Origin of the sequence: Cobetia sp. 1CM21F (assembly GCF_023161745.1) — a bacterium.
In the GTDB taxonomy this organism is placed as follows: Bacteria; Pseudomonadota; Gammaproteobacteria; order Pseudomonadales; family Halomonadaceae; genus Cobetia; species Cobetia amphilecti.
Window position 1 is genome coordinate 289788 of sequence record NZ_JALNTQ010000003.1, and the last position, 12300, is coordinate 302087.

The 12300-nt window shown below is 60.6% G+C and carries 9 protein-coding genes; 7 read left to right on the top strand and 2 right to left on the bottom strand.

Annotated features, from left to right (window positions below; all coding sequences use genetic code 11):
- Positions 1-72 precede the first annotated feature (72 nt).
- A complete protein-coding gene (locus tag MSG32_RS12570) occupies positions 73-702 on the bottom strand; it encodes a flavin reductase family protein (RefSeq protein WP_052384477.1) in 630 nt (209 codons plus the stop codon).
- Positions 703-2160: 1458 nt separating this feature from the next.
- Between MSG32_RS12570 and cyoA the strand changes: the two genes are divergently transcribed.
- Genes cyoA through cyoE form a run of 5 tightly spaced genes read left to right on the top strand, consistent with a single transcriptional unit; the run spans position 2161 to position 6965 of the window.
- Complete coding sequence (gene cyoA, locus MSG32_RS12575; RefSeq protein ID WP_082388205.1) at positions 2161-3129, top strand: ubiquinol oxidase subunit II; 969 nt, start codon at positions 2161-2163, stop codon at positions 3127-3129.
- A gap of 3 nt (positions 3130-3132) precedes the next feature.
- The gene (cyoB, locus tag MSG32_RS12580; protein ID WP_248379986.1) at positions 3133-5142 is read left to right on the top strand and encodes a cytochrome o ubiquinol oxidase subunit I; all 2010 of its coding nucleotides are present in this window, start codon (positions 3133-3135) and stop codon (positions 5140-5142) included.
- A gap of 2 nt (positions 5143-5144) precedes the next feature.
- Entirely contained in the window at positions 5145-5771 is a 627-nt protein-coding gene (cyoC, locus tag MSG32_RS12585) for a cytochrome o ubiquinol oxidase subunit III (protein ID WP_054555336.1), read from the top strand.
- The gene (gene cyoD / locus MSG32_RS12590; RefSeq protein ID WP_248379988.1) at positions 5768-6097 is read left to right on the top strand and encodes a cytochrome o ubiquinol oxidase subunit IV; all 330 of its coding nucleotides are present in this window, start codon (positions 5768-5770) and stop codon (positions 6095-6097) included. Before cyoC ends, cyoD begins: the two co-directional genes overlap by 4 nt.
- Positions 6098-6110: 13 nt before the next feature.
- Complete coding sequence (gene cyoE / locus MSG32_RS12595) at positions 6111-6965, top strand: heme o synthase (protein ID WP_043333143.1); 855 nt, start codon at positions 6111-6113, stop codon at positions 6963-6965.
- Positions 6966-7095: 130 nt separating this feature from the next.
- Here the strand turns inward: cyoE and MSG32_RS12600 are convergent, their stop codons facing one another.
- Positions 7096-8379, bottom strand: coding sequence for an aromatic ring-hydroxylating dioxygenase subunit alpha (locus tag MSG32_RS12600; protein ID WP_192838586.1), 1284 nt, complete (start codon positions 8377-8379; stop codon positions 7096-7098).
- A 618-nt stretch (positions 8380-8997) separates the two neighbouring features.
- Between MSG32_RS12600 and MSG32_RS12605 the strand changes: the two genes are divergently transcribed.
- Together MSG32_RS12605 and nhaC are read left to right on the top strand one after the other, a co-directional pair.
- Positions 8998-10107 (top strand): hybrid-cluster NAD(P)-dependent oxidoreductase, encoded by a 1110-nt coding sequence (locus MSG32_RS12605; protein WP_213113475.1) that lies wholly within the window; start codon positions 8998-9000, stop codon positions 10105-10107.
- 211 nt (positions 10108-10318) lie between these two features.
- The gene (gene nhaC / locus MSG32_RS12610) at positions 10319-11851 is read left to right on the top strand and encodes a Na+/H+ antiporter NhaC (protein ID WP_248379990.1); all 1533 of its coding nucleotides are present in this window, start codon (positions 10319-10321) and stop codon (positions 11849-11851) included.
- Positions 11852-12300: the final 449 nt, after the last annotated feature.

Below are 12300 nucleotides of genomic sequence, written 5' to 3' on the forward strand. Positions count from 1 at the left end.
GAGCCATCCTTGTCATGCGCTGAAAGGCATTGATTGTATTAAGGTTTATGGGTTCTTGTCCGAGCCGGAAACTCATTCGGGGCGCTGTAGGCTGAACAGGCTATCCGTGCGTGCATAGTCACTGCCGGCCATGCGCCCGATGGCACGCAGCACCTCATTGTCGACATGCCGCCCATCCCAGACCGCTGCGTCGGCATGCATCACCACCACCTCGGCCAGCACCAGTGAACCGGCCAGCGGCTGATCACCGAACGAGATGATGTCGCGCAGCCGACAGCCGAAGGCGATCGGGGCGCCTTCCACGCGCGGAACCGCCAGCGGCGGCATGGCCACCTTGTTCAGGCCCGCGTGGGTGAACTCATCCTCGTCGGCCGCGAGACTGGCGCTGGTGAGATTGAGCGCCTCGCTCATCGCCTCGCCACCGATGTGAATGACGCACTCCGCCACCTGCCCGAGGTTGTTGAGGGTGTCCTTGGTCTTGCCTTCGCCATTGCGCAGCGGGCTGAAGGCGAGCACCGGCGGATTGATGCTGGCGATGGTGAAGAACGAGAAGGGCGCGAGGTTGGTGTTGCCTGCCGCATCGATGGTCGAGACCCAGGCGATCGGCCGGGGCGCGATGCTGCCCGAGAACAGGCGATAGAGGATGCCTGCGGGAAGCTGGTCGGCGGCGATGAGGGAATGCGTGGTCGAGGAGGCAGTCATGGTGAGGGTCTCATTGCAGGGCTCTGGTTGTAGGGCCGATGTTATAGAGCTGTCATCGCAGGGCTGTTGTTGTAGAGCTTTCGTCGCAGAGCTGTCATCGCAGAGCGGGCGTTGCAGAGCATGGCTCTCGACCCGCGCAGGCAGCATGTCGCACGGCGCCTGACATTGGAGAGAGTGAGGGCCCGCCAGGCCCAGAGCCCGCTAGACCGAGAGCTCGAGAATCTGCCCATCGCGGCGAGTGGCGGCCGCGCATCATCGCTGATGGGGAACGCGAATCGCGTCTGACCACAGCCCGGTGGTGCTGGTGAAGAGTGGCCTGTCTGGCCGCTGGGCGTGAAAAAGGCCCCGGGAAATTCTCCCAGATCATTGTCCCTATTTTTGGTGTGGTCAATTGTCGCAGGTCTTGACCTTTTTCGAGGATGTTGTTCCTGACGCCGCGGTCGAGTTCATTCCTTGTCTGACTCAAGTCACACAATGGGGGCGGGAAACCGGATTTTTGTGCAAAATTGGTAACCAGGTGGTTTCTGGGTTGTGTTTATTTGTGTATTTTTTATGATGGAAGGCTGGGCGTCATCTGGCAAAAAGGTGGTGAGTCCGCGTAAATGAATGGCGGAAAATGACACTCATCAGGCCATTTGGTTCGGCGTTGATCATGAGAATGGCATGCCAAGGTTGCGAAAAAGTGTCCCCTGTTGATCGGGAATGCCAGCATCATGTGAGACGCATCATGGTGCATTTACCTGTCAGGTCATGATCGATAATGATGCATGTTTTCTCGTCAATGAACGCCGGCCTCATACAAGTATCATGTCGGGAAAATGCCTCTCTCGCCCGGGTTGGGGGAGTACTTCAGCAACTTTTGAAAGGCTCATTGGCACAATTTTTGGCATTTTATTTCAAGTGGTAGCCATTTATTGGGCTTTTATTGCGCAGTATCGTGTGGCGGTAGTGGTTGCTTCGACGCCACCTGGTGCGCCGATGGCGAGGACATCTGTGGGGATGCACTGAATTGTGGCGCGACAAGGTCGTGATTCTCACGGGCATCATCAAGCAGGGCAGGGCGGCTGGCATCGCGGAGAAGGCCGGTGAATGACGAGCTGTCTGGCCCTGCAAGGCATGCACTGTCGCGACATCATTGCCGTGAGTGTCGGCTTCGCCACCCGATCCCGCTGCCTTAACCTCCCTCGAGCGTGAGAGAACTCATGCCGCTCAAGGCATGATTGGCGCGCACCGGATGGCCGAAGTCATCCGCATGTGGCCCCTGGTGCGTCATCCTGCCCCGTAGTCAGCCCCCCTGTCTTTTCTCTATCCTGTGCCCGCCTGCGGGAAATCTTCTGATTTCGTTCGAAAGATCGACGGCTTCCTGTTGGTCATTTCTTCGAACGCTGTGTTCCACATGTGGGCTCGTCATGACGCCATGGCGTGTTCCAACGAGGTCGTGAGATGAGAAAAAGCCTAATGCGGGGGGCTCTGCGGGGACTCCCTATCCTCGCGGGATTATTGATGCTGTCCGGCTGTGACGCCGTACTCTTCGATCCCAAGGGGCCTATCGGTGAATCCGAAAAGTCGCTGATCCTGACTGCTACCTACCTGATGCTCGTGGTTGTTATCCCGGTCATCTTCATGACGCTGTGGTTCGCCTGGCGCTATCGCGATACCAAGCAGAGCAAGGCGACCTACACGCCCAACTGGGCGCATTCCACCAAGATCGAGATCGTGGTCTGGGGCATTCCGTGCCTGATCATCCTCGCTCTGGGCATCCTGACCTGGAAGAGCACGCATGAGCTGGACCCGCGTGCCGAGATCGTCGACGGCGGTGAGCCGATCGAGGTGCAGGTCGTGTCCATGGACTGGAAGTGGTTGTTCATCTATCCGGAGCAGGGCATCGCGACGGTCAATGAACTGGCCATGCCGGTGGATCGTCAGGTTCGCTTCCACATCACATCCGACACGGTGATGAACTCGTTCTTCGTCCCGCAGCTCGGTAGCCAGATCTATGCAATGGCGGGGATGGAAAACCGTCTGCACCTGATCGGCAGTGAAGTGGGTACCTACGACGGTATCTCTGCCAGCTATAGCGGCGCCGGCTTCGCCGACATGCACTTCAAGGCGCATGTCATGAGCGAAGGCGACTTCGACGCCTGGATCGAGAAGGCACGCGGCAGCAGCAAGGTGCTGGATGACGCTGGTCTTGCCGCTCTCAAGGAGCCGAGCGAGGACGTTGCCCCGACCTTCTATGGTCAGGTCAAGCCGAACCTGTATGAGCAGATCATGGCGCCCTACATGGACGGCATGGAGCTGGGCATGAGCGATGATCAGATGCGCCACATGAAGAAGGGTGGAATGCATCACGACAGCGCCGAACACGGCATGTCCGATCATGACGCTTCTGGTCACGCTGAATCTGCGATGGCAACCGAGGAATAAGCAATGCTTGGAAAACTCACATTAGAGGCGATTCCGTATCACGACCCGATCATTGTGATCGTGCTCGCGGCGGTAATCCTCGGTGGTGCAGCCCTGTTCGGCTTCATCACGGTAAAGAAAAAGTGGGCCTACCTGTGGAATGAGTGGTTCACCTCTGTCGATCACAAGAAGATCGGCATGATGTACATCATCGTCGCGTTGGTGATGCTGATCCGTGGTTTCTCCGATGCGATCATGATGCGTTCCCAGCAGATGCTGGCCTCCTCCGGCGGGCACGGCTATCTGCCCCCGGATCACTACGACCAGATCTTCACCGCCCACGGCGTGATCATGATCTTCTTCGTGGCGATGCCGCTGGTCATCGGTCTGATCAACGTTGTCGTGCCGCTGCAGATCGGCGCACGTGACGTGGCCTTCCCGTTCCTGAACTCGCTCAGCTTCTGGCTGTTCGTGGTCGGCGCGCTGCTGGTCAACATCTCTCTGGGTCTGGGTGAGTTCGCCAAGACTGGCTGGCTGGCCTATCCGCCGTTGTCGGGGGCCAATTACAGTCCCGGAGTCGGGGTGGATTACTGGATCTGGTCATTGCAGATCTCCGGTGTCGGTACCCTGCTGACAGGTGTCAACTTCATCGCCACCATCCTCAAGATGCGTGCGCCGGGCATGTCCCTGATGAAAATGCCGGTCTTCACCTGGACCGCACTGTGTGCCAACGTCCTGATCGTCGCGGCCTTCCCGATTCTGACCGCTACCATCGCGATGCTGACGCTCGATCGCTACCTCGACTTCCACTTCTTCACCAATGACCTTGGTGGAAACATGATGATGTACGTCAACCTCATCTGGGCCTGGGGCCATCCTGAGGTGTACATCCTGGTGCTGCCGGTCTTCGGTGTGTTCTCCGAAGTCATCTCCACCTTCTCCAAGAAGAAGCTGTTCGGTTACACCTCGCTGGTGTGGGCGACTCTCGTCATCACCGTCCTGTCGTTCATCGTCTGGCTGCACCACTTCTTCACCATGGGTGCCGGCGCTGACGTGAACGCCTTCTTCGGTATCGCGACGATGATCATCTCGATCCCGACAGGTGTGAAGATCTTCAACTGGCTGTTCACCATGTACCGCGGTCGCGTCGAAATGACCTCTCCGGTGCTGTGGACCCTGGGCTTCATCGTCACCTTCACCATCGGTGGCATGACCGGCGTTCTGCTGGCCGTTCCGGGCGCCAACTACGTACTGCACAACTCGCTGTTCCTGATCGCTCACTTCCACAACGTCATCATCGGCGGCGTGGTCTTCGGTGCGATGGCCGGTATCACCTACTGGTTCCCGAAAGCGACCGGCTTCATGCTGTGCGAGAAGTGGGGCAAGCGTTCCTTCTGGTTCTGGATCACTGGCTTCTACCTCGCCTTCATGCCGCTGTACATCCTCGGCTTCATGGGCATGACCCGTCGTCTGCAGCACGTCGACAACCCGCTGTGGGTACCGTACCTGGTCGTCGCCTTCATCGGTGCTGTCCTGATCCTGATCGGTATCGCGTGCACCGTGATCCAGATCGCGGTCAGCATCAAGAACCGCAAGCAGCTGCAGGACACCACCGGCGATATCTGGGGCGGTCGTACCCTGGAGTGGAGCACCACTTCACCGGCACCGTTCTACAACTTCGCTCACGAGCCGCAGGTTTCCGAGCTCGACGAGTTCTGGGAAATGAAGGAACGTGGCATCGAGCAGGAGGCCAAGAAGCCTTATGCGCCGATCCACATGCCGCGCAACGCCGCTGCTGGCGTCATCATCTCCGCCTTCAGCCTGGTGTTCGGTTTCGCACTGATCTGGCACATCTGGTGGATGGCCGTGGTCGGGCTGGTCGGCATGATCGCCACCTTCATCGTGCGCTCCTTCAACTACGACATCGACTACTACGTGTCCGTCGAGGAAGTGGAGCGTGTCGAGCGTGAGGGTCGCGAGCGTCGCGCCCTGCCCAGCGCCCGCACACCTAACGACACAGTGGTTCAGGGGTAATCATGGCGAATAATGCAATGACATCTCACGATGGGGCGCATGACGCCCATGACGATCACGAGCATCACGATACCAACGGCCTGAAGGTCTTCGGTTTCTGGCTCTATCTGCTGAGCGACTGCATCCTGTTCGCGATGCTGTTCGCGGGCTACGTGGTACTGAGCCAGGCCTATGCCGGTGGCCCGACGGGCGCCGAGATCTTCGAGCTGGACTTCGTGCTGGTCGAGACCGCGCTGCTGCTGGCCTCGAGCTTCACCTACGGCCTGGCGATGCTGGGCATGAACCGCGGAGACAGCTCCGCGGTGATCAAGTGGCTGATGATCACCTTCGCCTGTGGCGCAGGCTTCATCGCGATGGAAATCTATGAGTTCCACCACCTGATCGTGAACGGCCATGGTCCGGACAAGTCCGCGTTCCTGTCTGCCTTCTTCACCCTGGTCGGCACCCACGGTCTGCACGTGACCGTCGGTCTGATCTGGATGGCGCTGCTGATCTTCCAGGTCAAGCAGAAAGGCCTGACGGAAGTGCATCGCGGTCGTCTGATGATGCTCAGCCTGTTCTGGCACTTCCTGGACGTCATCTGGATCTGCGTCTTCACCGTCGTCTATCTCACAGGAGTGATGCTATGAGCCATTCCAACAACGACCACAACGACAATCACGGCAGCGTCAAGCAGTACGTGACCGGTCTGATTCTCTCCATCATCCTGACCATCATCCCGTTCGGGATGGTGATGATGATGGACGATCCGGGTGTCGGCGTGATCTGGGCCATCTACGGTTTCGCCATCGCTCAGGTCTTCGTGCAGCTGTACTTCTTCCTGCACCTGGACGGCTCCAAGGAGCAGAGCTGGAATGTCATGGCCATGCTGTTCACCGTGGTGATCGTGGCAATCGTCGTTGGTGGTTCCATGTGGATCATGATCGAGCTGAATCAGAACATGATGCCCATCTGATAGCGTGAGCCTGATGATCAAGGACTACCTGCGTACCACCAAGCCGGGCATTATCTTCGGCAACCTGATCACCGTCAGCGGCGGCTTCTTTCTCGCTTCCGGTGGTGAGGTGGATTGGGCGCTGTTCATCGCCACCCTGGTCGGGGTGGCGTTGATCGTGGCCTCAGGCTGTGTGTTCAACAACTGCATCGATCGCGATATCGACCGCCACATGGCACGTACCCAGGGCCGTGCTCTGGTGCAGGGCGACATCTCGCTGAAGGGGGCCTTCGTCTTCGGCAGCGTGCTGGGCCTTGCAGGCTTCTGGCTTCTGGCCGCGATGACCAATCTCATGGCGATGATCGCCGTGGGGCTGGGCTTCGTGATCTACGTCGGGGCCTACAGCATGTGGCTCAAGCGTGGCTCGGTGTATGGCACCCTCATCGGCTCACTGTCCGGCGCTGCGCCGCCAGTGGTCGGCTACCTGGCCGTCACCGGTCAGGCGGACATGGGGGCGCTGCTGCTGTTGATCATCTTCAGTATGTGGCAGATGCCGCATTCCTATGCGATTGCCATGTTTCGTGTCGATGACTATCGGGCCGCCAATATTCCGGTACTCCCGGTAGCGCGAGGCATGGAGCATGCCAAGCGTGTAGTGACGGGGTACATTGCCGGCTTCATCCCGGTGTCGCTGTTGCTGACACTGTGGGGATATACCGGCATCTGGTATCTGGTAGTCGCGACCGTCACGGGCGGCTGGTGGCTGTATCTGGCCGCCTGGCGCCTCAAGGATCAGCCTGATGCCTCCTGGGCACGCAAGCTGTTCGGCTTCTCCATCATCATCGTCATGGCGCTCAGCCTGATGATGAGCCTGGACACGCAGCTGTAATCCAGCCGTAGTACCTCTCGGGTGACCCGCCTTCGGCGTGTTGCCCGGGTGAAAGCCAAAAAAACCCGCCACCGGCTTGCCGGTGGCGGGTTTTTTTCTTGCCTGTCTTTTAGTAGAAGCTCACAAACCCTCAGGCCAGCTGCAGATGCGGCTCCTGCTGTTCCTTGAGCGCTTCCTGCATGCGCTCGGCATACCAGTCGACGAAGTCGACGACACCGAACTCGAAGGTCGCCGAGTAGGGGCCGGGCTGATAGGCGCTGGAGTTGACGCCGCGCTGGTTCTCTTCCACCAGCTGACGGTCCTGATCATTGGTGGCATCCCACACCTTGCGCAGCTTCGCCAGGTCGTAGTCGACACCTTCCACCGCGTCCTTGTGCACCAGCCATTTGGTGGTCACGCGGGTCTTGAGGGGGCCGATCGGGTCGACCTGGAAGACCACGGCATGATCGCCCATGAAGTGGTTCCAGGAATTGGGCAGGTTGAGGATGCGCAGCGAGCCCATGTCGGGGCTTTGCAGGCGACCCAGCAGCTTCTTGCACGCCGGGGTGCCGTCCGTGGTCATCGAGACGGTGCCTTCCAGCAGCGGCGTGCGCGTCATGCGATTGCGGCGACCGAAGCGCACCAGCTGATAGGGCACCTTCTCGGCATCCCAGTCGGCCTGCTTCTTCGCGACCAGCGCCTTGTAGGCCTCGGTGGCACGCGGGTCATCGGTGTCATCGAATTCCTGCAGGGTGTTGAGCAGCTCCGGGTGGGAGCCATCGCAGTGATAGCACTCGCGATTGTTCTCGATCACCAGCTTCCAGTTGCCTTCCTCGATGATGGAGGAGCTGGCCGCGACCTTGACGTTCTCCATGTCGTAGGGCTTGAGGTAGAACTCCAGCGTCTTGAAGAACGGCTCGCAGTTCTCGGGCTGCTCGGCGAGGTTGATGAACAGCATGCCGCCGGCTGAGCGCACGTGGACGGGATGCAGGCCGTATTCACTGGTATCGAAGGTGGTGCCCATGTCGGAACCGGCGAACAGCAGGCGACCATCCAGCTCATAGGTCCACTTGTGATAGCCGCACACCAGCTTGGCGACCTTGCCGCGCTCGGTGCTGCACAGGCGGGACCCGCGATGGCGACAGACGTTATGGAAGGCATGGATGGCCCCGTTGTCACCGCGCACGATGATGATCGGGCTGTTGCCCACGTCCATGGTCATGAAGTTGCCCTTGAGCGGGATCTCGCTGCTGAGGCCGGCAAACAGCCACTCGCGCTCGAAGATCTCCTTCATGTCGAGATCGAACAGGCGCTGATCATTGTAGAAGGGCTGGGGCAGGGTGTAGCCGGGACTGCGGGCCTCTAGAAGCCGCGCGGCGGCCTCGCGCACAGCCTGACGCTGCTGATCCTGAGCGTGTTCCAGTAAGTCGCTCATCGCGGTGTCCTCGCACGGTCGGTAGGCGCCGGGAGCAGGGTCGCCTTGGGTTGAGTGAGTGTGCTGATCATTGTTGTTGTGAAGCCGGGACAGAGGGAACGAGTGAACAGACCATTGCCGGGCAGCACCGCGGGGCGACATCGGGGCCCCATGAGGGAGTGCCGATGCATCGCGCGGTGCGTCATTCCGTCCTGGTCGGTTCGGGTGTCGAGGGCGGCGCAGGCAGAGTGCCGCTCGCTCGACAGGATAGTCAGCGTGGAAGTTCAGGCAGCCCGCATGACGTCTGAAGGGCATTGCCACGCATGGAGCGCAGTGTGGCTGAGGTCAAGTCGCGACTTATGTCTGATGGCGACGCTCAATGATGTATTTCCGACGCCGGTCGTCTGCGCAGGGGCTTTGAGGCACAGACAGACGTAGCGATGAGGCGGGGGCAGGGCGCTGCGGGGCGTGATTGGAGTGATCGGGCATGTTTCTGTCGTGCACGGATAAATGCTTGCCGGGCACTGACTCGACAATCCTGAGCATGTCCCACCGTTGGCCGCGCACGCAGCGCAGGGTGGCCTGACACTGTCTCTTCAAGAACATGTCTCCAAGAACAACATGCCCAGCGAGGCCTTCATGAGCACCACTCTCAGCAACTTCAATCCGGTTACGACGCAGACCTGGACCAACGGTCGACATAGCGTGCGCTGCGTGAAGGTTATTCAGGAAACCTGGGACGTCCGCACCTTCTGTTTCATGGCCGAACAGCCGGTGATGTTCTTCTTCAAGCCGGGGCAGTTCGTGACCCTGGAGCTCGAGATCGATGCCCAGCAGATCATGCGCTCCTACACCATCTCCAGCTCACCGTCGGTGCCCTACAGCTTCTCGATCACCGTCAAGCGCGTGCCGGGCGGGCTGGTCTCCAACTGGCTGCACGACAACCTCAATGAAGGCGATGTGCTGGCGGTGCACGGCCCGGTCGGCAACTTCAACTGCATCGACTACCCGGCGGAGCGCATTCTGATGCTGTCCGGTGGCGTGGGCATCACGCCCTTGATGTCGATGGCGCGCTGGTACTTCGATACCAATGCCAACGTGGACATCTCCTTCGTGCACAGTGCGCGCAGCCCGCGCGACATCATCTTCTGGCGTCAGCTCGAGTTCATGGATTCCCGCGTGCCGGAGTTCAACATGCACGTCATCTGCGAGCGCTTCGAGACCGGCCAGACCTGGTCCGGCTATCGCGGCTATCTCACCGACGCGATGCTCGAGATGATCGCGCCGGACTTCATGGAGCGCGAGATCTTCTGCTGTGGCCCCACGCCCTACATGAATGCGGTCAAGCATCTGCTGCGCAGCCACGGCTTCGACATGAGCCGCTATCACGAGGAATCCTTCGGTGCCACGCCGGTCGATGTCGAGGAAGAGGCCATCGAGCAGGCCGAACAGGCCGAGGTGCTGGCCGATGAGCTGGACCGCTCCGATCTCACGCGGGTCGAGTTCTCCACCACCGGCAAGTCGGTGCAGATCGCCCCGGGCGAGACCGTCCACGCCGCCGCCGCCAAGCTCGGTCTGCATATTCCCAAGGCCTGCGGCATGGGCATCTGCGGCACCTGCCGGGTGCAGAAGGTCTCGGGCGAGGTCGAGATGGAACACAACGGCGGCATCACCGATGAAGACGTCGCCGAAGGCTTCATCCTGTCCTGCTGCAGCGTGCCCAATGGCGATGTGGTGATCGATTACTGATCCACAACCTGGCCTCCCGCCCTGCTGGCTTTCGCGAGCGATATTCACGGGCGGGCGCAGGCGCTGGATAAATGCGCTGGATAAATGCGCTGGCTAAATGAGAGGACATGTCGCATTCGCGCGGTTGGATGACGCAGTCAGTCAGCCGCGACTTCCCGGGTCCCATTAGCGTTAGGGGTACAAAAAGTACAACTAACTAATGGAGCAAGACATGACTCGGGATGTGAAGACCCCACTACGGCCATCGCTCAAGATGGCCTGCCTGCCTATCGTGGCCACCCTGGCCGTTCTTGCATTGCAACTGTTCGTGTTCGGCGAGTTCACCCCGCATGTGCCGCTGGTATGCGGTGTCGCCATCACGGCGCTGATCGGCTGGAAGCTGGGCCACGGCTGGTCGGCGATGGAAGAGGGCATGATGCGCATCGTGCGTGTCGGCCTGCCTTCCATCGCGATCCTGATTCTGGTCGGCATGACGGTCGGGGTATGGATCGCCTCCGGCAGCGTACCGATGATCATCTACTACGGGCTCAAGCTGGTCTCGCCGGAATACTTCCTGGCGGCGGCCATGCTGCTGTGCGCGGTGGTCTCGGTGGCGCTGGGCACCAGCTGGGGCACCGTGGGCACGGTGGGGCTTGCGCTGATGGGCATCGGGGCCGGCTTCGGCATTCCGCCGTGGTGGACCGCCGGTGCGGTGGTGTCCGGCGCCTTCTTCGGTGACAAGGTCTCGCCGCTGTCGGATACCACCAATCTGGCCCCTGCGGTGACGGGCGTGAATCTGTTCGCGCACATCCGCAACATGATGCCGACCACCATTCCCGCCATGCTGATCGCGCTGGTGATCTATCTGATCGCCGGCAACCTGCTCGCCGCCGGTCAGGTGCTGGATCTCGAGCGCATCACCGCCATCACCGAAGGGCTTTCCGGGCACTTCACCTTCAATCTGTGGGTACTGATGCCGCCGCTGCTGGTGATGGCGCTGGCGATCGCGCGCATGCCGGCACTCCCGGCGCTGTTCGTCGGGGTGCTGGCCGGGGCGGTCGTGGCATTCGGCGTACAGGGCGAGGCGGTCAAGGCACTGTTCGGCTATATGCAGGGCGGCTACGCCCTGAGCACCGGCGTGAGCGAGATCGACAGCCTGCTCAATCGCGGCGGCATCATGTCGATGGCCTGGGTCATCCTGCTGGTGATGATCGCACTGGCCTTCGGGGGCTTGCTGGAAATCATCGGCTGTCTGGAGGCGCTGTGTGCCGCGGTGCTGGTCAAGGTGCGCGGTATCTTCGGTCTGCAGGTCGCGGCCAGTTCCACGGCGGCGCTGACCAATGTCATCGCGGGCGACCCCTACCTCTCCATCGCTCTGCCGGGTCGCATGTACGCGCCGATCTATCGGGGTGAGGGATATTCGACGCTCAACCTGTCGCGCTCACTGGAAGAGGGCGGCACGCTGATCTCGCCGCTGATTCCCTGGAATGCCGGCGGCGCGGTGGTGGTCAGTTCGCTGGGGCTGATGGCCGGTGGCGCGGGCATGGAGGGGCTGCTTTACATTCCGCTGGCCTTCGCCTGCTGGCTGTCACCGTTGCTGGGGCTGCTCTACACCCTGCTTGGACGCTTCATCATCCGGGCCGATGATGCCGAGCGCGCCGAATGGCAAGCCAGGGGACATGCCGTGACAACGCTGGCCCAGCTGCGTCAGCAGCAGGCCGAGGGCCTGGCGGGACTGCAAGCCGCCACGCCCGAGGTGCGCTGACAGTCTGCTCGGGATGAGTACTCTAAGACTTCATGCTCAGGTTCATGAGCAAGTCGACTCGCGCAGGAAGACGGCACAAACCATCTGGAGGTGCAGACGACTTCGGGGCTACCCTTCAGATGTTGCCACGTGAATGAGCGCATGCAGTGCAGGGGGCTCTGCGGGAAGTCCCGCCAGGCCACGCCAGGGTTCGCCCTGGTGCCATAAGCACAAGGCCCCGTTGGGCTGCATGCCCTCTTCAGCTGCGGGTCGAGAGCGGAGAGCGTTCACGTCAGGTCCACGACTGCCACTCCAGTCACGGGTTTGGTCAAAAGGGCAATGATGACACAGGGGAACGGTGCGCCACCTCCAGGCCGGGAGCGGGTGCCAGCAGGACTACAAGGCTGATCGTCGCAACAGGAAGCGCCGTGCTGCTCAATATCGGGATGGTGCAATACCGTCTTCTTCAC

What these genes read in the sequence shown, in the direction of transcription:
- cyoD (WP_248379988.1), top strand. Translation starts at nt 5,768, where the DNA reads ATGAGCCATTCCAACAACGACCACAACGACAATCACGGCAGCGTCAAG.
- cyoB (WP_248379986.1), top strand. Translation starts at nt 3,133, where the DNA reads ATGCTTGGAAAACTCACATTAGAGGCGATTCCGTATCACGACCCGATC.
- MSG32_RS12605 (WP_213113475.1), top strand. Translation starts at nt 8,998, where the DNA reads ATGAGCACCACTCTCAGCAACTTCAATCCGGTTACGACGCAGACCTGG.
- cyoE (WP_043333143.1), top strand. Translation starts at nt 6,111, where the DNA reads ATGATCAAGGACTACCTGCGTACCACCAAGCCGGGCATTATCTTCGGC.
- MSG32_RS12570 (WP_052384477.1), bottom strand. Translation starts at nt 702, where the DNA reads ATGACTGCCTCCTCGACCACGCATTCCCTCATCGCCGCCGACCAGCTT.
- MSG32_RS12600 (WP_192838586.1), bottom strand. Translation starts at nt 8,379, where the DNA reads ATGAGCGACTTACTGGAACACGCTCAGGATCAGCAGCGTCAGGCTGTG.
- cyoC (WP_054555336.1), top strand. Translation starts at nt 5,145, where the DNA reads ATGGCGAATAATGCAATGACATCTCACGATGGGGCGCATGACGCCCAT.
- cyoA (WP_082388205.1), top strand. Translation starts at nt 2,161, where the DNA reads ATGCGGGGGGCTCTGCGGGGACTCCCTATCCTCGCGGGATTATTGATG.
- nhaC (WP_248379990.1), top strand. Translation starts at nt 10,319, where the DNA reads ATGACTCGGGATGTGAAGACCCCACTACGGCCATCGCTCAAGATGGCC.